20 protein-coding genes and 1 riboswitch are annotated in these 21,503 nt (G+C 45.8%); of the genes, 15 read left to right on the forward strand and 5 right to left on the reverse strand.

The window, feature by feature from the left end; all coding sequences use genetic code 11:
* Positions 1 to 81 precede the first annotated feature (81 nt).
* The 3 genes from ACEN8J_RS23715 to ACEN8J_RS23725 all read right to left on the reverse strand — a co-directional run bounded on the left by ACEN8J_RS23715 (position 82) and on the right by ACEN8J_RS23725 (position 3,680).
* Positions 82 to 1,095, reverse strand: a complete 1,014-nt coding sequence (locus ACEN8J_RS23715) for a substrate-binding domain-containing protein (RefSeq protein WP_029518692.1) — start codon at positions 1,093 to 1,095, stop codon at positions 82 to 84.
* Positions 1,096 to 1,308: 213 nt separating this feature from the next.
* The gene (locus ACEN8J_RS23720) at positions 1,309 to 2,508 is read right to left on the reverse strand and encodes a glycoside hydrolase family 130 protein (protein WP_029518691.1); all 1,200 of its coding nucleotides are present in this window, start codon (positions 2,506 to 2,508) and stop codon (positions 1,309 to 1,311) included.
* On the reverse strand, positions 2,505 to 3,680 hold the full coding sequence (locus ACEN8J_RS23725) for an AGE family epimerase/isomerase (RefSeq protein WP_029518690.1): 1,176 nt from the start codon (positions 3,678 to 3,680) through the stop codon (positions 2,505 to 2,507). Before ACEN8J_RS23725 ends, ACEN8J_RS23720 begins: the two co-directional genes overlap by 4 nt.
* A 234-nt stretch (positions 3,681 to 3,914) precedes the next feature.
* Between ACEN8J_RS23725 and ACEN8J_RS23730 the strand changes: the two genes are divergently transcribed.
* The 10 genes from ACEN8J_RS23730 (at position 3,915) to ACEN8J_RS23775 (ending at position 14,349) form a co-directional block, all read left to right on the forward strand.
* Positions 3,915 to 5,234: an ABC transporter substrate-binding protein gene (locus tag ACEN8J_RS23730; protein WP_495594040.1), complete on the forward strand. Its 1,320-nt coding sequence runs from the start codon at positions 3,915 to 3,917 to the stop codon at positions 5,232 to 5,234.
* 67 nt (positions 5,235 to 5,301) lie between these two features.
* The gene (locus tag ACEN8J_RS23735; RefSeq protein ID WP_029518688.1) at positions 5,302 to 6,186 is read left to right on the forward strand and encodes a carbohydrate ABC transporter permease; all 885 of its coding nucleotides are present in this window, start codon (positions 5,302 to 5,304) and stop codon (positions 6,184 to 6,186) included.
* A 2-nt stretch (positions 6,187 to 6,188) separates the two neighbouring features.
* A complete protein-coding gene (locus ACEN8J_RS23740; RefSeq protein ID WP_023990883.1) occupies positions 6,189 to 7,022 on the forward strand; it encodes a carbohydrate ABC transporter permease in 834 nt (277 codons plus the stop codon).
* Between the two features lie 59 nt (positions 7,023 to 7,081).
* Positions 7,082 to 8,131, forward strand: coding sequence for a glycoside hydrolase family 130 protein (locus ACEN8J_RS23745; protein WP_495594041.1), 1,050 nt, complete (start codon positions 7,082 to 7,084; stop codon positions 8,129 to 8,131).
* 19 nt (positions 8,132 to 8,150) lie between these two features.
* Positions 8,151 to 9,110, forward strand: a complete 960-nt coding sequence (locus tag ACEN8J_RS23750; protein WP_341040260.1) for an acetylxylan esterase — start codon at positions 8,151 to 8,153, stop codon at positions 9,108 to 9,110.
* 57 nt (positions 9,111 to 9,167) lie between these two features.
* Positions 9,168 to 9,267, forward strand: a riboswitch (purine riboswitch).
* 69 nt (positions 9,268 to 9,336) lie between these two features.
* The gene (locus tag ACEN8J_RS23755) at positions 9,337 to 10,515 is read left to right on the forward strand and encodes an MFS transporter (protein WP_495594043.1); all 1,179 of its coding nucleotides are present in this window, start codon (positions 9,337 to 9,339) and stop codon (positions 10,513 to 10,515) included.
* 80 nt (positions 10,516 to 10,595) lie between these two features.
* A complete protein-coding gene (locus ACEN8J_RS23760) occupies positions 10,596 to 10,739 on the forward strand; it encodes an RAxF-45 family protein (RefSeq protein ID WP_165145821.1) in 144 nt (47 codons plus the stop codon).
* A 103-nt stretch (positions 10,740 to 10,842) separates the two neighbouring features.
* Positions 10,843 to 12,927: a ribosomal protection-like ABC-F family protein gene (abc-f, locus tag ACEN8J_RS23765; protein ID WP_495594045.1), complete on the forward strand. Its 2,085-nt coding sequence runs from the start codon at positions 10,843 to 10,845 to the stop codon at positions 12,925 to 12,927.
* Positions 12,928 to 13,862: 935 nt separating this feature from the next.
* On the forward strand, positions 13,863 to 14,036 hold the full coding sequence (locus ACEN8J_RS23770) for a gallidermin family lantibiotic (RefSeq protein WP_155271705.1): 174 nt from the start codon (positions 13,863 to 13,865) through the stop codon (positions 14,034 to 14,036).
* A gap of 121 nt (positions 14,037 to 14,157) precedes the next feature.
* Positions 14,158 to 14,349, forward strand: coding sequence for an ATP-binding cassette domain-containing protein (locus ACEN8J_RS23775; RefSeq protein WP_165145843.1), 192 nt, complete (start codon positions 14,158 to 14,160; stop codon positions 14,347 to 14,349).
* On the opposite strand, the gene ACEN8J_RS23780 is transcribed toward ACEN8J_RS23775, so the two are convergent.
* Positions 14,346 to 14,789: an IS3 family transposase gene (locus ACEN8J_RS23780; protein ID WP_165145846.1), complete on the reverse strand. Its 444-nt coding sequence runs from the start codon at positions 14,787 to 14,789 to the stop codon at positions 14,346 to 14,348. The two genes, ACEN8J_RS23775 and ACEN8J_RS23780, sit on opposite strands and share 4 nt — an antisense overlap.
* Complete coding sequence (locus ACEN8J_RS23785) at positions 14,738 to 15,088, reverse strand: hypothetical protein (protein ID WP_165145865.1); 351 nt, start codon at positions 15,086 to 15,088, stop codon at positions 14,738 to 14,740. The genes ACEN8J_RS23780 and ACEN8J_RS23785 overlap by 52 nt, the downstream gene beginning before the upstream one ends.
* Before the next feature lie 465 nt (positions 15,089 to 15,553).
* Here ACEN8J_RS23785 and ACEN8J_RS23790 point away from each other — a divergent pair, with 465 nt between their 5' ends.
* The 5 genes from ACEN8J_RS23790 to ACEN8J_RS23810 all read left to right on the forward strand — a co-directional run bounded on the left by ACEN8J_RS23790 (position 15,554) and on the right by ACEN8J_RS23810 (position 21,413).
* The gene (locus ACEN8J_RS23790) at positions 15,554 to 15,727 is read left to right on the forward strand and encodes a gallidermin family lantibiotic (protein ID WP_194362209.1); all 174 of its coding nucleotides are present in this window, start codon (positions 15,554 to 15,556) and stop codon (positions 15,725 to 15,727) included.
* Between the two features lie 174 nt (positions 15,728 to 15,901).
* Positions 15,902 to 16,630 (forward strand): ABC transporter ATP-binding protein, encoded by a 729-nt coding sequence (locus ACEN8J_RS23795; protein ID WP_029518680.1) that lies wholly within the window; start codon positions 15,902 to 15,904, stop codon positions 16,628 to 16,630.
* Entirely contained in the window at positions 16,627 to 17,421 is a 795-nt protein-coding gene (locus ACEN8J_RS23800; RefSeq protein WP_029518679.1) for a DUF2705 family protein, read from the forward strand. The genes ACEN8J_RS23795 and ACEN8J_RS23800 overlap by 4 nt, the downstream gene beginning before the upstream one ends.
* Before the next feature lie 13 nt (positions 17,422 to 17,434).
* Entirely contained in the window at positions 17,435 to 18,202 is a 768-nt protein-coding gene (locus tag ACEN8J_RS23805) for an ABC transporter permease (RefSeq protein ID WP_165145868.1), read from the forward strand.
* Positions 18,203 to 18,233: 31 nt separating this feature from the next.
* Positions 18,234 to 21,413, forward strand: a complete 3,180-nt coding sequence (locus ACEN8J_RS23810) for a lantibiotic dehydratase (RefSeq protein WP_495594047.1) — start codon at positions 18,234 to 18,236, stop codon at positions 21,411 to 21,413.
* Positions 21,414 to 21,503: the final 90 nt, after the last annotated feature.

Here is a 21,503-nt window from a genome sequence, read left to right on the forward strand (position 1 = left end):
GATCACACTGCAATACTTATGAACGTCAAAAGCCGCTCCAGCGACATGCTGAGCGGCTTTTGGTTGTGGAATATTTGATGATCATGGCCTCTCGATGGGCTGCACGGAGTCACGATATACAATATGACCCTGCACCAGGACCCGACCAAAGCGACTGCCGGGATGGCTTATTTTTTTCATCATCGAATCAATTGCGGTACGTGCCATCTGCTCGATGTCTACTCCGACTGTGGTCAGTTGCGGAACAATAAGAGTGGCGTATACATCATTGTCAAAGCCGACCACAGAGCAGTCTTCAGGCACGCGGTATCCCAGAGCAATGAGCTTGTGCACCAGATTGTGAGCGACCTGATCGCAATTACATACAAAAGCAGTCGGCAGCGGCTGAGGAAGCTCCATTTCAACATAAGAGCCTTCGTCGTCCCGGTCACTGAGCACCCACTCGTTACGGAGAGGCAACCTGTGCTCCAGCAAGGATTTATAGTAGCCGAGGAAACGATCCTGAATACTACTGGTGGAATAGAGGTTGCCCACATATGCAATATCCCGGTGTCCCTGGGCGATCAAATAGTTGGTCAGCTCGTAGGCCCCGTAAAAATTATCCGTCACCACGGAGTCGATATCGGCATGCTCATCATAAAAATCGAGAAACATTTTGGGCAGTTCCATGGTTTGTACAAGCTCAATATATGGCTTGCTCACTTGGCCCAGGAGAATGAAGCCGTCCACCTTACGGTCGTAATAGATACGTGGCAGATTAAGCTGTTCCTCGTCTTCGCGATGGAGGATGTGAAGGATGCCGTAGTAGCCGTATGGCTCCAGTGCCCGTGAAATTTGCTGGTAGATGTGCAGATAAAACGATTGGCCAGGGCCGGTAAAACGTTCGGGAATGACAACACCAATGTTATAGGTGAGGCCCTCCTTCATGGACTTGGCAACGGTATTGAAACGATAACCCATTTCGCCCGCGAGCGTCTTAATACGCTCTTTTAGCTCCTCGCTAACCCCATCCTTGTCATTGAGCGCCTTCGACACGGTCACGCTGCTTACTCCCAGCTTATCTGCAATATCCCGCATCGTTACGTTGCTCTTCATTCCTGTTCCGCCTTCCAATTTTAAAAAGATAAGCATCTTGCCTAAATCCAAAGAATGGATGCAAAATGCTGGGGGAATATATTAGTAGCTTAGCTGCCTGTAAAGATACAAAGACTGGCAGCGTAGCTGCCCATAGAACAACAATTAGCCTGCGGGTAACAGTTGTTCTATGGATAGTATACATGGTTCCGCAAGCAGGATAAAGCCTGCGGCTTATGTCTGCTGAGAAGGACGGGAGTGCGCTTTCAATAGCGCTTCATTGTGATGAATCAGATCACGGCGAACAGCGGCGCTGCTGAGAGAGCGCAGCGGGTCGGATGGTGTATTGAAGGTGTAGTCCTCCAGTCGAGCGATGGTGGTTGTCGCTACGTGGATACGGGTGTCACTGGAAGCGTAGTAGATAAAAACTTCATCTTGTTCATTAACGACTGCACCGTTGCAAAAAATAACATTCGAAACGTCGCCCACGCGTTCCTCATCATAAGGAGCTAGAAAGTGCCCGCCGGGCTTAGCAATGACGCGCGTAGGGTCTTCCAGACTGGTGGCAAAGGTATACAGCACATACCGCAGCCCGGCGGCCGTATTGCGTACCCCGTGAGCGATATGAATCCAGCCGCGGCTGGTCTTAATCGGGGCGGGACCCTGCCCGTTCTTGGCTTCGTACACCGTATGATAGCAGCGCTCATCAATGACGTTTTCGTGTTCAATTACGGGCTGTGTAATATCTTTGCACAGGCCGAAGGCGATGCCACCGCCCGAGCCGGTGGAAATAAACCCGTCCTGAGGACGAGTATAGAAGGCGTATTGACCGTCCACAAATTCAGGGTGCAGAACAACGTTGCGCTGCTGTGGGGACTGGGTAGTAATGTTGGGAAGCCGGGTCCATGTACGAAGATCACGAGTACGGACCAGTCCGGCCTGAGCGACAGCACTGGAGGTATCGTGAGGTGGCACGTCAGGATCCTTTTTTTCAGAGCAATAAATACCGTAAATCCAGCCGTCCTCATGCTTCACCAGCCGCATATCGTACATATTTGTCTCTTCTGGGTCGATATCCTCCCATACTAGGGGGGCGTCAATGAATCGAAATTGATCAATGCCGTTATCGCTTTCTGCCAAAGCGAAAAATGATTTTCGATCCAGTCCTTCGGTACGCGAAACAAGAATGTATTTTCCTTCATGATAGATCGCCCCTGGATTCAATGCCGCATTTACACCCAGCCGCTCCATGAAAAAGGGATTAGTTTGCGCATCCAGATCGAACCGCCAGTGAAGTGGAACATGATGGCGTGTGAGCACTGGATAGAGGTAGCGCTCGTAGATACCATTGTAAAAGGTAGTTTTAACCTCATTAGGGCGTGTAATCAGTTCCTCTTGCTGCAATAGCAGCTCATCGTATTTGCTATGAATCATTGGTTTTCCATCCTTTCTAGCATTTCTATGCAAAATCGGCTGTTGTGATAAGGGCACTTCCAAGGGCCTGCAATCTCTCTCGCATCAGGCTTACCATCCGCTTGAACTGACCAGAACCATTCGCCTCCGGGGCGCGGATCTATGATATATTGCCGAGTATAGGCCCACAGATTACGCACAATTTGCAGAAATCGTTCGTCATTTGTACGTTGAAACGCATTGTAAAAACCAACCATCCCCTCGGCCTGTACCCACCAAATACGTGAGGTGTCTACCCGCTCTCCTTCCCGCTCGTTGATGAGCGATCCGTCTGGCTGAACAGCGCGCTCTGCTACCGCATTGGCAATATCCATCACCATATCCACGTATTCTGACGGGTAATAACCCAGCACATTCATAGCGTCCTCAATCAACCAGCTGGCTTCGATGTCGTGACCATATGAGGTCAGGTCAAGCAGAGAGCGCCATTCACGATCGAAGAATACCCCCAATCGTCGGGCAGAAGCATCGTAAACACGACGATATAAAATATCCAGTACGTTCGTCAGTGCATCTCGAACCTCTTCATTTGGCCAGACGCGCAGCAATTGGGTATACGCTTCCAAAACATGAATATGCGTATTCATGGTGATATGCGCGGTAACTCCATTTTCGCTGAGCAGCTCATTAGGCTGCGTGTTCCACAAGCGGTCATACTGTTCGCCGTATGCCTGCCGGGCGGGATCATATCCTTTTTGCTCCAGCAGGTGGAACAGCTCCATAGCTAGTGGCAATGCATTCGGGTCGTCTGTAGCACGTGCATACTCTGCTAGCGCATAGATCGCGAATGCCTGCGCGTATACATGCTTGCACGTGTCCACGGGTTGCCCGGTGTAGTCCACCATCCAATACATTCCTCCATGTAATGGATCAAGCAGGTGATCTCGCAGGAATGTGAATGCATCTCGTGCGGCTTCTGCATAGGTATCTTCCCCTGTTACACGAGCAGCCGCCGAGAAGGACCAGAGTAACCGTGCAGTGGCAATCCCGCCTTTGTCGGCTTGGTTATGAGTGTGCAGATCCACATCCACCTCGCCGTAAAACCCACCGTGTGTCTCATCCTTCAGTCCAAGCCAGAATGGGAGTATGTGTTCCTTCCATTCCTGTCTAATTTCGTCCAGTAGTGTTGCCAAGAGACAAAGCCTCCTTCGGGAAAAATATTAGGTTATCGTTAACTTTACAGAATTATCATATCTAGCTGTTTGTAAACTGTCAACCATGCTAAATTGGTGTTTTTTCATAAGGTGTGACCGATTCCACTTCACAAAAAAAGAATATTGCAATTGACATAGTAAGCGCTAACATAATAAAATGATTTTGTTACTTTAACGATAACCTTATTAAAAAACAACAGGAGGAGTCGTCTCATGAAGTTGTCCAAGGTTTTGATGTCATTACTATCTGTGGTTTTGTTAGCTGGGCTGTTTACTGGCTGTACCTCAAAGAAGGATGAGCCAGCTGCCAGCTCTGATCCAAAGGCCGTGGAAGGTGAAATTACGGTTATCACACAGCGGACAGATATTGTGGATACGGTATTTCAGGACTACGCTAAGGAATTTAACAAGCTTTATCCGAACGTGAAGGTCAATTTCCAGGCATTGGCCGATTATGATGGTCAAATTAAAATTCGGATGGGGACCAGGGATTACGGGGATGTTTTGCTGATCCCTGGCAGTATTCCAGTTGAAGAGCTGCCCAATTTTTTCGAACCACTGGGTACTTATGAGGAGATGAAAAACAAGTATACCGGCATTGAAGAACGTACGGTGGATCATAACAGCTACGGTATTCCGATTGCGATGGTTTACTCTGGTGTGATTTATAACAAAAAGGTGTTCAAGGACGCAGGAATCACGCAGCTTCCCAAAACACCGGACCAATTCCTGACAGCGTTACAGCAGATTAAGGACAAAACCAAGGCAGTGCCGCTGTTTACGAACTATGCCTCTGGTTGGGCACTGACCCAGTGGGAGTCTAGTCTGGCAACATTGGCGGGTACAAAGGAATACGTGAATGTCACACAACCGAATACAGATGACAATTTCACAAAGGGCCAGCCTCACTATGAACTGTATAAGGTCCTATACGATGCAGCTAAAAAAGGCCTGATTGAAAAAGATCCAACGACTACGGATTGGGAGACCTCCAAGGCAGATCTTGCTCAAGGCAAAATCGGTACGATGGTGCTTGGCTCTTGGGCAATTGACCAGATCAAAAGCACAGCTCCTAACAAGGATGATATCGGTTTTATGCCATTCCCGACGAATGCCTCCAAGGTACTTGTACCGCTAGCTGGTGATTTTAATCTCGGTATTAACGTAAACAGTGAAAATAAAGTGGCGGCCCGTGCCTGGATGGACTGGTTTACCGAAAAGTCCAACTATGCTGTAGAGCAGGCAGGCAGTATTAGTCCGCTGAAGGGTGCTCCAATGCCTAGCATTTTGAAGCAATACGAAGATCAGGGGGTCGTTTTTGAAACACTTACTCCATCTCCAAAAGGACAGGAAGGAATTGTTGATAAAATAGATAAAATGGGAGAAATTGGTCTATGGCAGCCTGATTTCAAGAAACGCATTATTGAGGCAGCGGTGGGTAACCGCCCGGAATCGTATGACGCCATTATGAAGGATCTGAACGATGCATGGGTGAAGGCGCGTGCTGAAGTGGCTGCTAAGGAAGCAAAATAGCCATCTGAACTGACGAAAAGAAAGGATCGACGTAGCAGTCGATGGACGGATAGCCAGGAGGTGCAGCATGTTAAAATTTTCGAATCTCAGCTACTCCAAACAAAGATTGGCGATTATTGTTGCCTTTTCATTTATTCCGCTAGCGCTGCTGATCACTTTTGCGTACTTGCCAGTGATCAATATGTTTAAGTACAGCTTTTCGGACTGGAACGGCTATAGTAAGCGTCTGGAATATGTGGGTTTTGAAAACTATATCAAAATCTTTACCGATCCCGAGTATTTCTCGGTGTTTAAGGTCAGTCTGTATTACTTTGTAGCCACGTTTGTACAGATGGGTCTAGCCCTTTATTTTGCAAGCATTCTCAGCTTTCAGACATGGTTTAAAAATTTCTTTAAAGGCGTTTTGTTTTTTCCTTCTCTGATGAACGGGGTGGCCATTGGTTTTATTTTTCTATTCTTTTTTAAGCCAGATGGCACGCTCGATACACTGCTTCAGGCAGTAGGGCTGGGTTCGTATGTCAAGCTGTGGCTGGGCAACCCGGAGATTATCAATATTTCACTGGCGGGCACGTCGATCTGGAGATACATGGGCTTTAACTTTATTGTATTTCTAGGTGCGATTTCTTCCATATCCAGTGATCTGTATGAAGCAGCCGATATCGATGGGGCCAACCGCTGGCATCAGTTCCGCTCAATTATTTTGCCGAGCATCAAGCGGATTTTGCAGTTGAACCTCATCTTGGCCATTAGCGGTGCGGTCAGTGCATTCGATATTCCGTATATTATGACCGGTGGCTCCAATGGTAGCGAAACATTCGTCATTCAAACGCTTGATGTGGCATTCAAATACAGCAAGGTCGGTTTGGCCTCGGCGATGGCGGTTATTCTGCTGCTGATCGTAATCGCTGTTACGCTGCTTCAACGGTTGCTAATTCGGGGAGAGGAGGACTAATCATGTATAAGCTGAAAAGAATACTGGCTAGCAGCATCAAGTATGCGGCGCTACTACTAGGTGCGTTCATTGCACTGCTACCGATTGTCGTAATTTTGTTTGCATCTTTGAAGACGAAGACTGAATATGCGGCAACCAGTCCTCTGACTCCCCCCGTGAACTGGCTGAATTGGGCTAACTATACCAAAGCCTTTATTAACGGAAATATGCTGACCGGATTTGTGAACACAGCTTTTATCCTGTTGATTTCGATCATCGGAGCCACGTTAACGGGTTCCATGATCGCGTATATTTTGAACCGTTTTAAATTTAAGGGCAAAAGTCTTATGCTAGGTGCGTTCCTGCTCGCGACCCTCATTCCGGGGGTAACGACACAGGTATCAACATTTCAAATTATCAACAAGCTGGAGCTGTTTAACACGCCTTGGGCGGCGATCTTGCTGTATTTGGGAACGGATATTATTGCGGTGTATATTTTTCTGCAATTTCTGGATTCCATTGCGGTGGCGCTGGATGAATCGGCCATGCTAGATGGGGCCTCCTATCTGACGATCTACTGGCGGATTATCTTGCCCCTGCTGAAGCCTGCCATTGTGACGGTGATCATTATCAAGGGCGTTAATATTTACAACGACTTTTACACCCCGTTCCTGTATATGCCCAAAACAAGCCTTCAGGTCATATCGACGGCGCTGTTCAAGTTTAAAGGCCCCTATGGATCACAATGGGAAGTCATTAGCGCGGGCATTATCATTGCCATTATTCCGACGTTGATTGCCTTTTTATCCTTACAAAAATATATCTATAACGGATTCGCTCAGGGTTCGGTGAAATAGAATAACGACGAAATAAAAAAAGATGAGATCAAGTATCTCGGTGAGAGGAGAATATACGTATGAATAAATTGAATGTGGATTTGGGAGTAAATAGCGTGCGAATCTTGGGAGACAGTCTGCCGGAAATGCCGTGGCAGGATAAGCCAGAGGGCAGTGAGGCTCCGGTATGGAGACATACTGAGAATCCGGTCATTGGGCGGAATCCGGTGCCGGGCATTGCCCGTATTTTCAACAGTGCAGTAGCTCCGTATGAGGGACGGTTTGTAGGGGTATTCCGGGCTGAAACAATTAACGGACGTCCGCATTTGCATCTAGGCTGGAGTGACGACGGGTTGGCTTGGGACATTGAGACAGAACGGTTGCATTTGGTTGATGAGGAAGGGAACGATTACCAACCTAATTATGCTTACGATCCGCGTCTGGTCCGCGTGGAGGATACGTATTATATCATCTGGTGTACAGATTTTTACGGTGCAGCGTTGGGGATAGCCCAAACAAAGGATTTTAAAAGTTTTGTACGATTGGAAAATCCATTCTTGCCGTTTAATCGTAATGGTGTGCTGTTGCCCCGCAAGCTAAACGGAAACTTTATGTTGCTATCCCGTCCGAGTGACAGTGGACATACACCGTTTGGCGACATTTTTCTGAGTGAAAGTCCTGACTTGGTCTATTGGGGCAAGCACCGTCATGTCATGAGTAAGGGCGGACAGGGCTGGTGGCAATCGGTAAAAATTGGCGGCGGACCGGCACCGATTGAGACGACCGAGGGCTGGCTGATGTTCTACCACGGGGTGACAGGCACGTGCAATGGGCTGGTATACAGCATGGGGGTAGCCGTTCTTGATCTGGATGATCCATCTAAGGTTAAATATCGTTCCTCCAACTTCGTGCTGACCCCGGAGGAATGGTACGAGGAGCGGGGCTTTGTGCCGAATGTGGTGTTCCCGTGTGCTACGCTGCATGATGCGGACACTGGAAGAATCGCAATTTATTATGGAGCCGCTGATACGTATGTAGGTATCGCATACACGACAGTATCCGACATTATGAAGTATGTCATCGCAACGGATGAAGTGGTCGGAGACGACCGTGAGTCGGGCCGGATGTAGCATGTAGGAGGGAACGTGAATGCCGGAGGATATGTCTTTACAGCAATTGCAGTCGTACATGGGGAGCAGCCCAAAGCCCCCTGATTTTGACACATACTGGGAACGGGCGCTACTGGAGCTGGAGCAGCAGCCACTGGAATATACACTGGAGCCTGCTGATTTTGTCTCTCCGCTGGTGGAGTGTTACCATCTATATTTTACCGGAGTGGGCGGAGCAAGGGTTCATGGGAAGCTGGCTCGTCCCAAGCATCTTACGGAACAAGGTCCAGCTTTGGCCATGTTTCATGGATATTCCTGCGACAGTGGTGATTGGTTCGACAAGGTAAGCTACGCGGCACACGGATTCACCGTGCTGGCTATGGATTGCCGGGGGCAAGGAGGGCTGTCCGAGGACAATTTGCAGGTTCAAGGAACGACGGTGCGCGGCCATATCATTCGAGGGATTGACGACCCGGACCCGGATCGGTTGTATTACCGCAATGTATTTTTGGATACGGTACAGGCGGTGCGCATTCTAATGTCTATGGAGCAGGTCGACCCTGAACGGATCGGTGCATTTGGCTGCTCTCAGGGAGGGGCCTTAACGGTTGCCTGCGCTGCATTGGAGCCGCGTGTCCGTGTGGCGGTCCCGGTATATCCGTTCCTGTCGGACTATAAAAGAGCTTGGGCGCTGGATGCTACTACATCTGCATATGAAGAACTGGTTTATTATTTTCGTTGGTTTGATCCGAACCATCTGCGCGAGGAGGAACTATTTCACCGACTAGGCTACATCGATATTCAACATTTGGCAGACCGTATTCGTAGTCGTGTGTTGTTTGTGACAGGGCTGTCGGATATCATTTGTCCACCCTCCACGCAGTTTGCGGTGTACAATAAAATCGTATCAGGCAAGGAAATACTCCTGTATCACGAATACGGTCATGAGTATCTACCTTATCTGTCGGATCGTGCCATGAGTGAATTTTTGCGGCTGTAGGGGGTTGAACTTAGCCACAGGCTCCTTTATAGTAATAGCTATAACCTTCGTGAATGCGTAATAAATGAATGCCCCATTTGTATAACCTCAATAATATGGTTTGAGGGTCTCTACCAGGAACCGATAAATCCTGATTACAAAAAGTGTACGTCTTGTACATTTCTTGTGGTCAGGATTTTTTTGCGTAATACGAGGGAATTTACATGACAGCAAAGGAGCTAATGTAATGAACTTCAAAGTAGTTATTTTAACGATTGCGACCTTTACGGTGGGGTTGGTGGAGCTGATTATCGGTGGCGTGCTGCCCCAAATTGCACAGGATTTGAATGTCTCCGTAAGTACGGCAGGACAGCTTATCATGATCTATGCGCTCGTGTACGCTATTGCTGGGCCAACTTTGTTGGCGTTGACCGCCAAAATCGAACGAAAACGACTGTACCTGTGGTCGATGTTTATCTTTATTCTGGGAAGTCTGCTGGCCTTCTGGAGTCCGAATTATGCAGTCTTGTTTGTATCCCGTATCATTACCGCTGCAAGCGGGTCGCTGATCGTGACATTGTCACTGACCATTGCAGTCAAAGTGGTGTCCAAGGCTTATCAGGCCCGTGTCCTCGGTGTCATCTCCATGGGGGTTAGCTCCTCCATCGTGCTTGGTATTCCAGCCGGGGTGCTGATTGGAAATGCGTTTGGCTGGCGGGTGCTTTTCCTGATTATTGCCTTGTTGACGGTCGTTGTTATGATCGTTATCAACTTGTTTATGGAACGGATTCCGACGGAACATGTTGTGCCTATGCGTGATCAATTGAAATCCTTAAAAAATGTTAAAGTCATCAGTGCTCATCTGGTGACCACGCTGACACTGGCGGGCCACTACACGCTATATGCGTATTTCACTCCGTTTTTAGAAAATATGATGGGTTTAAATGCTTCGTGGGTTAGTGTGGCCTATTTTGTCTTTGGGCTGGCGGCAGTGAGCGGTGGTTTTATTGGCGGTTCTTTGGCAGATAGGTTCGGGACAGCGAAAAGTATTCTAGTCGTCGTAGGCGTGTTTATCGCCGTGATGTTCCTGCTGCCACTCTCAATCCACTCGGTTTATGTATTTGCGCCATTATTGATCATCTGGGGCATACTGAGTTGGGCCTTGTCGCCCCCGATGCAAAGCTATCTTATTGAAAATGCGCCCGAATCGGGTAGTATTCAGCAAAGCTTTAATTTCTCCGCACTCCAGGTCGGGATCGCTCTGGGTTCTGCCCTGGGAGGCGTAGTAATTGAGAATAGTGAATCTGTTGCCACGAACGCTTGGGTGGGTGGGGCATTTGTGATTGTTGCTTTTGTCTGCGGCGTATTTTCGATTACCAGAGTCGGGACATCGCAGGCTGTCAGAGGGCACCACTCTGTTTCATAGTTCGCTGAACCATCGCCCTCTTTTATAATACGAGCAAACATGATATACTACACACAATTATGAAGAAGGAGGTGAGGTAGGTGAATCACGAGATGCTGAACAACCGTATTAGCCAGCTGCCGATTGCTATGGCTGGCATTGTTCATGCTTTTCCATACAACGGGAGAAGTCTGTCCAATTTTAATCATATGGTTGTAAACATCGCGAGAAGACGCCTACCTTAACTCGAACGGATTGCTGTATCTTCCGAAGAGTCGCGGGGTTGCACCTGCGGCTCTTTTTGTGTTACCCGGGTAAGGGTCTTCCTAAATAAAGGAGAGCCTGAACATGTATATAGTTAACGGTCAACAATTGAAAAAATACCACGCTGCCAATCTGATTTTGGATGGTGCATCGTTTGAAATCCATATGGGAGAAAAGGTGGGACTCATCGGCCGCAACGGAAGCGGTAAAACCACCCTATTACGCCTGATCGCACGTTTGTCCCGCCCGGATGAAGGGCAGCTCGTCATCGCCAAGGATGCGAAAATCGGCTATTTACCGCAAATTCCGGCGGAGTTTGAGAGCTTCACCGTGTACGAAACGCTGGCTTACGCCTATCGTGAGCTGAAGGATTGCCGCAATCAGATGAGCACACTGGAACGGGAAATGTCAGATCCGATTGTGGTAGCGGATACGGGTCTTCTGGAGAAGCTGCTGCAATCGTATGCTTCCCTACAGGAACGGTTTGAGCGCAACGGCGGCTATGAAATGGATGCAAATATTGATCAGGTAGCGGATGGTCTGCGTATTCCCAAAGGAATGTATACGCGCAGCTTCGGCTCGCTGTCTGGTGGAGAGAAAACAAAAATAGCGCTGGCATCACAGCTCATCGGACGACCGGATTTGCTGCTGCTGGATGAGCCGACCAACCATCTGGATTTGAAAGGGCTGGAATGGCTGGAGCAATTTTTGCAGGGCTACACAGGCGCGTGTGTGGTTGTATCTCATGATCGTTATTTTCTGGATCGGGTTGCCGTTAAAATGATTGAGCTTGAGGATGGCGAGGCGTTTACGTATTATACGAACTACAGCGGCTACGTTAAGGAAAAGGAAGAACGATTGCTACTGCAATTTGAAGATTATAAGGAACAGCAAAAGCGAATCAAAAAGATGAAAGAGGCCATTCGGCGTTTTGAAGAGTGGGGTCGCAACGGTGATAACGAAAAGTTTTTCAAAAAAGCAGCATCCATTCGTAAAGCACTGGAGCGTATGGAGCTGGTGAAGCGGCCTGTACTGGACCCGCAGGGGGCAGAATTTCACTTAAAACTGGAGGATCGTTCCGGTCGCCGAGTGCTACAGTTTGAAGATATTGTTAAAGCTTATGGAGAGCGTCAGATATTAAGCGGGGCAACGGGCAGCCTGGAATTCGGTGAAAAGGTAGCCTTGTTGGGCGATAACGGCGCAGGTAAAACGACGCTGCTCAAGCTGTTGCTTGGTCAGGAAAGCGTAGATGCAGGCACGGTCCAATGGGGCACGCGCGTAGAGTACGGATATTTGGCGCAGCAAGAGAGAGAACGGAATAGCCGGGCGACTGTGCTTGCTTACTTCAAGGAAGAAGCAGGGGTGGAAGAAGGCGAGGCACGCGGATTGCTAGCGAAGTATTTATTTTACGGTGCCGATGTGTTTAAACCCGTGAGCATGCTGTCCGGTGGCGAATGGTCCCGCTTGCGGCTGGCGTTGCTGGTCATGAAAAAGCCAAATTTGTTGGTGCTGGATGAGCCGACGAACCACCTGGACATTGACTCACGCGAGGCGCTGGAAGAAGCGCTGGACACCTACACGGGAACGGTGCTGGCGATTTCGCATGACCGCTACTTTGTGAACAAGCTGGCAGGGCGCGTGTGGGAGCTGGAGGCTGGAAAGCTGACCTTTTATCTAGGTAGCTTTGATGAGTACCGAGCGAAGAAGCGTGAGCTGGAGAACGCTCGTTTACAGAGCGACGGAGATGCCGGGGCACGCTCGGCATCTGCAGGTAGAGCCGCATCGGGTGGCGGCTCAGGCTCGGGCACAGCTGCGCATTCTAGCGCAGCGAGCAATGGCGCGGGGACGGCTGCGCGGGCAGGTGCGACCAGCGGAGCCGATGCGAGCCGTGCTCGCTCCGGGTCGGCTGGTCGCTTGGGGGCACCCGATGCCCGGGGTGGGGCACGCGGAGCGAAGGCCGCGAAGCTAACCCGCTCGCCCGCTATGTCCAGCGAGCGCTTGGAGCGAGCGATTGCCGCCAAGGAAGCTGCATTGGCGGCGACAGATGCCGAGCTGGAGATGCTCGGCACAAGCGGCGACACGATGCACATGGCGGAGCTGTGGGACGCGCGTGAGCAGCTGCAAGCCGAGCTGGACATGTTGCTCGGCGAGTGGGTTGAGCTGGAGTAGGTGACAGGCTGGTTGCTGAAGATAGGCAACGTATATTTTATAAAGGGATAGCCCTGAGGTAGCGCTGCTGAGGGGCTATTTTTATATGGTAAAGACTAATGAGAGCGTGGGAACGGAATAACCATACATTAAAATAAATTGGTGTTAATTATTTTTTGTTATGTATGTTTACATATAAAGTAATAGATTTACATTTTGAAACATGTGATATTGTTTTATTTGTAAGAAGGAAATAATCACTGTTAGATAAATTTTTATAATGTCAACTAAGATCATACATAAGATTTTCCGTATTGTCATATATGGAAATTACTTGAATAACGATCTGGTCAGGGTGTGGTTCTAAAACTTATTTGATCTGGACGTTCAAGTGAATGAAATTTAAGGCTCATTTGAGCTTCAAGACCGCGACCGAGCGAGTACTCGGTATGAAATGATTTCGTCCATCAAGAAAGGATCCATCTACAATAGGTATTTATAATCCCTTACTAGACTTGCTTGTTGCCAGGTTGTAAAGCGGACTTCGCTATATCTTACTCCCAAAGTCGTTTTCGTGTACTTTTAGGACACGCATCAAAGTTGGATCAAGGCCTTTTATGCATCTTGAATATTGAAGTATATCTTCCAATCTTGAATTCATAAAAAATTAGTTACCAAATAGGTTTTAAATAATACATAATTTAACTATATATAATTATGTATTAGTATATATATTTCTTTTTACTCGATACAAGGAGTTTTGATTAGTCATTTGCAGGATTTTTTTCGGCATAATGCCTGAATAAAGTGTCTAACCATATAAAGAAAATGTCATATGGGGATGCTTCAATAGGTGACGATCTGTTGAGATATCTTTCATATAAATTAGCTTCCTAGATTACACAAAATTATTGTATTTATTATTAAAGATGAATATCGAGAGGAGTTTGGGAAAAATGGAAAACAATATTTTTGATTTGGATGTACAAATTAACAAGTCTAAAGGTTCAGTAGAACCTCAAGTAACAAGTTTGGCGTGGCAATGCACCGGAATGTGCGGCGGAACAGCCAACACTTGTGCTGAAACAGCAGGTGTAAAATGTTTTTCTAATATTGGAGCATTGTGTTGAACAGTGTAACCATGGAATTTGAACTCGAATCCTAATCGAATTAGAGTGAAAAATGGAAGGAAGGGGTCTTTTTAGTCCCATCCTTCCCCTCAATTATGATAGATTTGGAAGGAGAAAAAGAATGCCTAATGTTGTTATGGAGGTTCAGCAAATCACTAAAGTGATTGGGAAGCGTCAAGTAACTCACGATTCTTCCTTTCAGCTTGACAAAGGAAAGATATATGGTTTTATTGGTCCGAATGGAGTAGGGAAAACGACGTTGATGCGCATGATGATAGGGTTGATGCATCCTACAAGCGGGCATGAATGCTAGAGAAGTAGAACATCTTTCCGCCAAACGGTAAATAGGTGATGTCCGTAACGAGCTTTTGCAGGGGCGCCTCTGCAAGGAATTGCCGCTTCAGCAGATTTTCTGCTGGATAAGCAGGCTGCAGGCTGCCCAGTGACCTTTCGTTTCTTCATTCTCACGCGGCACTGTAGCCCCTCACGCTGCATCATCCGCTGAACTCGTTTGTGATTCATTCTTTGCTCTGCCCGAAGGAGTGCGGTGATTTTCCGGTAACCATACCGAAACTTATGATGGATGCAAAGCTCCCGGATTTTCTCCACCGTAGCATCTGTGCGCTTTGTCTCCATAGTTGCTTTCCAGCGGTAGTAGGTCGCTCTTGCGATCCCGAGCCATGTACAAGCCTCAGACACCGTCACTTCGTCTCGAATGGATTCGATCCAGGCCACGGCGACTTCTGGTTCCACCTCCTTTCCAGTTCCTTGTACTTTTTTAGCAGGTCCAATTGCTGCTTCAGGAACCGATTCTCCTTTACTTTTTCAAGCTCCGAAGAGTGTTCCGGACCTTTTCTGTAGCTGTATTGTTTACCTACAGGCTGCTCCAGACGATGCACTTCGCCTTTTCGATACCACCTCATCCATGTTTCTAGCTGTGTCTTATTCCGTATTCCCAGTTGCTTCATAACCCCTCTTACCGGAACTCTTGCCAATCTCATTTCAATCGCTTTCATCTTTATTTCTAAGGGATAACTCACTCTCGTTGCCAACGTAAAAACACCTCCAAGGTTATCTCCATATCTTACGACATGGCTTGATTCTCTTGAAGGTGTCTTGATGTGTCTCACGTTATGGGATCAGTCCCCTTTTTTGTATGGTAAAGAGAATGAGAGAGTGGAAATAGAATAACCATATATTAAAATAAATTGGTATTAATGATTTTTTGTTATGTATGTTTACATATAAAGTAATAGATTTACATTTTGCAACATGTGATATTCTTTTATTTGTAAGGAAGATATAAATCATTGTTAGATGAAGTGTTTGTTATCAACAAAGATCATACATACGGTTGTCTACGTGATATATGGCAATATTTCGAGTAGGTGACGATCTGGTCGGGGTGTTGTTCATATAAAATCCTTCTCTTCTATTGCGAGAAGGAAGGCTTTGGCGGGGTAAACATGAACCTCGCTGAAGGCTGATGGTATATCTAAATGAAAGGGGGGAATGCAATGGCTGAAAACTTATTTGATCTGGACGTTCAAGTAAACAAATCTCAAGGTTCTGTAGAGCCTAAAATTTGGAGTATTTGGAATTGCTCTATCGGCTGTGGTGGCGGTAATACATCCCAAACTTGTGTTGAGACATGTTCACCTTGCTTCAGTAATTTAGGAACACTTTGTTAATAAATTTTAGTTGTTTTGCAACTTGCAAAACCTTTATATTGGATAACTATTTAATTTAGCAAAGGAGGAGGGACATTGAAGTCCCTTCTTCTTCTTTGAGAAAACCTTTGGTTTCCTGGTTGTGAATATCAGAGGCATCCTTATATTTGGATTTAGTAATGGAGGGAAAGTGTAATGTCGGATGTCTTATTGAAAGTTGAAAAAGTATCCAAAAAAATGGGGAAACGGGCTTTATTAAGTGACATTTCCTTCGAGCTTGAAAAGGGGAAAATATATGGTTTCATTGGACCGAATGGAGCCGGGAAAACAACAATGATGCGGATCATGACGGGGTTAATGCATTCAACCAGTGGCTCTGTAAGAATAGCTTCATATGACGTACAGGCGGATCGGGAAAAGGCGCTCTCCAAAGTAGGCGCTATCATTGAGTCCCCGGTCTTTTTTGATTATATGACGGGTAAACAGGTGCTGCGTAATTTGTCTCGGTTGCATCCGAATATTAAATCTTCCGATCGGGAAAAGCATATAGAGGAATTGTTAGAAAGAGTAGGCCTGGATTTGCGTGGAGACGACAGGGTGAAAACTTATTCTTTGGGCATGAAGCAACGCTTGGGCATTGCCCAATCTATGCTGGGTAACCCGGAGCTACTGCTGCTCGATGAGCCTTCCAATGGTCTCGATCCTATGGGAATGAGGGAGTTGAGAGATATTATCCTTCGTTTGCGAAATTCAGAAAATTATGCATTTTTTATCTCCAGCCATCTGCTGGATGAGTTGCAGCAAATGTGTGACGAATTAATTGTGATTAAAGAAGGAACGCTAGTTTGGAAGGGACCCGCAGATCAATTGGTTGAGGAAGGTCAACGGCTAGAGGATGCTTTTATGGAGCTAATGGGATTATGAAGACACTCATTTACAGTGAGTTCGAGAGATTGTATAGCAGAAAATGGTTCTGGCTTCTGATTTTATGTACCCCTGTACTCGCTTATTCCACAGCCAGCTATTTTTTGTATCTCAAGACTTCGGTAGAAGTGTTGTCCAAAGTCTTTGTCATTATAGGCCTGCAAGAAAATTTGTTTTTAATATGCAATATTGCTGTAGCTGCATTAGTAGCGACTCTATATACGGAGCAATTTCGGGGTGGACAGTTGCGTCTAATCTTCATGCGGCGTTTTACTCGGGGACAGATTTTCTGGAGCAAGCTATTGGTTTTACAGGTTTCTGTTCTATTACTCTTACTTATATTGGGTCTGTCTCTTTGGGGTGTCGGAGTATGGCGATTTCCCTATTCTGAAGGCGAAACAAGGCAATATGGAGAGCTTATAATGTATGTATTTCAATATTATGCAAAGGCTTTTGTCTCACTTATGGCTATTGGCTGTCTGTATTCCTATATTGCCATGTGTAGCAAGAGTGTAACCCATGCAATTGGTATTTGTACGACCTATAATCTGTTCTCCTTGCTGTTCGATGGCTTATATCTTAAATTAGCATCTCTATTTTCTCATATTCCCTACATACATGATCTTATAGTCTTTTTATTTATTCCTTATATGCAGTATAGAGGATTGAAGACATCCTTATCCGGAAACCTGTCTGCAAATGGGGCGATTGCCACCGTTGTTATTTTATATCTAATCCTTTTTACATGGGGAGCATATCGTCGTTTTACCAAGGATGATTATTTGTATTAGGAGGATTTTTCTTATGCTAGGAATTTGGCGAAGTGAAATGGAACGAATATGGAATCGAAGATCTACTCTTTTATTATATACAATTTTTCTATTGATGGTTATTGCGAATATTGTCAGTCTTAAAATTAGTGGAACAATGAAATTCCGCTTTGGCGAAGGGATTGCCACTGTTAATAATCTGAACTTGCCGTGGCTTATGATGAGTGAAATTTCCCTATTTCTGATCCTGGCATTGTTGCCTATTTTGTATGTGGATCAGTTAAGCGGGGATATTCACTCCGGGGCGTATCGTTTATATGTACTGCGTCCATACCGTCGCTTTCAATTTTGGCTTGGAAAACTGTTCGCATTATCGGTCACGACGATCGTTTTTACGGGTACAGCCTTGCTCATAGGCATACTGGCTGGTTGGACTATTTTTCCCCGCAGCTTAACCTTTTTTAAATACGGCTCAGCAGAGGCTTCCACCTCATTAGATGCTATGTCATATACACTTGTGTTTTATTTGGTATTAACGTTGGTTTGCCTGGCAAAGCTCATGCTAAGTAGTGCAGTGTGTTTGTTCATATCCAGACCTTTATTCTCGTTTATTTCTATTTTATTTATATCTATGTTTATCTACCCATTTTACAAGCCACTTGTGATGTTAATAGATCCTTTCCAGCAAATTATGCTTGCTTTAAGAGTAGATGGATCTACCAGATTTTGGATGTGTCTAATCGTGATTATATTGATTTGTTCGACTATTAGCTTTGTTCGTTGGCAAAAGAAAACAATTTAAACGTTTGGCTTAGAACGGAGGTTTAATGGGAATGGAAGAGCATCTTTATAAAACCTTGGATTTTTTTATGCTTCGTACTCCTGTGCTACCTATGGAAGAGTTCGGAAAATGCTTTCTAACCAATGTCGGAGAGACTGAAGGAATCAGACAAGTTGCAATAAATCGTCTTACGGAATTATCTCGTAATCCATTTATTCGTGAAGCGTTAGCTGCCTCCAGCCCTACTCTGCTTGAATCTTTAGTACATATCAGCGATCAGGACAATCCGCGCAAACAGGAACAAGTTATCAAATCCTTTATGCGTTATATCACTAGAATGGCTACACGACCTACGCCGTTCGGATTGTTATCTGGAGTCACTTACGGGAAATTCGGAGAGCAGTCTCAGCTCATTTTACAAGAGCCAGATATGTATCGAAAGCGTGCAAGACCGGACATGGAATGGCTAATGAAAGCCGTTGAAATGGTCACAAGCAGTAAGGAGGTTGTCCGCCAGCTGCGGGTTCAGCGTAATACATTAATTTATCGTCAGGGTAACCGGGCTAAAATCCCCTACACGACAAGATGCGGCAGTATAGTCGGTGGAGAAGATCAGAGTGTGTCCGTTCGTGCGACTCAGGTATTTGATTGTGTGATGGAAGCAAGTTCGACCCTCATACCTTATCAGGAACTGGTCAACCATCTACATAAGACATTTGAAAGAGCTGATATAGAGACAATTGACCGTTATGTATGGCAGCTATTTGAGCAAGAGTTTTTGATATCTGAGCTTATTCCTCCTACCACTACTACCGAACCGCTGGACCATATACGATCCGTCTTGAAATTAGTAACGGGTATTGATGAGTTAAAAGAGAATTTTAATAACATCGCGGATACTATTAATAAATATAATCGTCTCCCTATAGGCCAAGGGGAAGATTCGTTGGAGCATTTAAGACGAAAGATGGGCAAAATGTTCAGTGCAAAATCAAGCTTGCAAATCGACCTTTCCCTGGAGGATCGAGGAGTTGTTCTTCCCCAATGTATCCGTAAGGATGTTGAATGTGTTGCCGAATTACTAACTAAGCTTTCGTCGCGAGAGAATAGACCTTTGGATGAATTTTGTGTGGAATTTTTGGAGAAGTATGGTCCATATCGGGAGGTCCCTTTGCTGGAGCTTCTTGATGAGGATACAGGGATGGGTGCTCCGGCAGGCTACAAACATCCATTGAGTAACCGAACACGGCTTCAAAACATGTCACCGTCCCAGTCGAGATCACATCAGGAGAAGCTTTTATTTCAATGGTTCGTATCTTGCATCCATGAAGGAAAACATGAAGTGGTACTTACAGATGCCATGATAGACGCAATGTTAAAAGGGCAGAAATCAGGCAAATGGTTGGCAGCACCTTCTATGGAATTGTTTTTTCAGTTGGTCGCCCCTGATCAGCAGGCTGTAGATCGTGGCGAGTATACTTTACTTCTGGCACCTAATCAGGGGTCAGACGGGGCGGGAAAGACGTTCGGGAGATTTCTGGATTTGTTTGACGAGCCTTTTACTGATATGTTCTCCAGCATTCAATCGGAAGAGCAACGGTTACAGCCTGAAAAGCTGTTAGCCGAAATATCGTATTTACCCAGTTCGGGAAGATCGGCAAACGTAGTATTAACGAAGCAGACTCGCCCCTATGAAATCGCAATAGGAACCAATCATACCCTGCCAAAGGAACAACAGATACATGTTTCAGACCTTGCTGTTGGGGTACGTAATGATCATTTTTATTTGAAGTCGATAAGTCGCAATCGTGAGGTCATTGCTAGGGCTGGACATATGCTCAATGCTGAATTGACTCCTAACATACATCGTTTTCTTTTGGAGGTCAGTGAGGATGGTTATCGCCATTGGTCATCTATGGAGTGGGGATTCGCCACCCATGCTCCTTTTACCCCACGTCTAAGATATAAGCATGTCATTCTCAATCCGGCTACATGGAGAATGACATGGGATGCGGCAACTAGCCCATCCAAGAATATGATTGATTTGGAAAATTCAGTGTATAAATTCCAAAAAGAATGGAATCTGCCACGTTATGTATATATGATTGAATTAGATAATCGAATCCTGTTGGATATGAATCATCCATTGCATGTTGAACAGGTTTGTAGAGATCTTCAATCCAAAGGAAAAGTTACTTTAATCGAACACATAGGTGAAGTCGGTGAAACGCCAGTCTCTCGTAACAGTGGACGCTTGGCGGCTGAATTTGTATTTCCATTTATACGTAAACAGGCTGTAGCAACGAACCATTTTGAGGAGGAAGTTGCTGCCACACTAGATAGAAGGCATGAGGATACAAGTCGCCTTTCCTCAGAGGCAACCTGTACTTATCTTCCTGGTGGTCCTTGGTTCTATGCCAAATTATATGGTATGAACAGTCGCCAAGATGAGTTTATTGGTGGTTATTGGGATGAATTTGTGCGGAAGCATCAAGAGGACGGTAACATCCTTCAGGGGTACTTTATCCGATACGCTGATCCAGATAAACATATTCGTGTCCGGTTTAAGCTACCGGAGTTTCAGGAGGGAAACTTGTTTCTTCCCGTGTTTCATCAATGGACAGAGATGCTTTTAAATGAAGGCATGATATCCAGAGTTGTAATCGATACCTATGAGCCAGAAGTAGAGCGTTACGGTGGAAAGAAGCTCATGATGTGGGCAGAACGAATGTTTTCTTGTGACAGTGAAGTGACAGCCAAATTGGTACGTCTCATTAGATTCAACCAGACTTCTTTACAGAAGGACGTTATAGCTATTTTAAGTGTGATCAATCTTCTCTACCAGTTTGGTTACTATGAGGAAAGTGCGTTTCAATTCTTAAATCGTCAATTTGACCTCAAAGACTATTTGAAAGACTTTCGCAGGGAACGGAAGTTCTTTTTACAATGGATGGGATCGGATCAGGAAATGACAGCTTCGACTGCATCCAGTCGCGAATCCATAGAAAATATTTTTTATGCAAGAAAAGAAGCAGTAGAGCAATATAATTATATACTCCATGAGCAGGAACGGGAGGGGGGGGCTACCAATACAAGAGAGGATATTATATACAGTGTGATCCATATGCATTTGAACCGATTAATTGGAATTGACAGGGATCGGGAGCGCAAAATAATGATCATGGCCAGACATGCTATGAACAGCCTGGTTCAATATCGGGGGAATCGCTAATGAGTAGCGTACAAAAAAGTACAGATCGGAGGACTTCTTCCATATGGAAGTCTGTACGTCAAGGGCTTAAGCTTTTTGCCTTAGTATTTA

This window comes from Paenibacillus sp. Paensp38 (assembly GCF_059491915.1).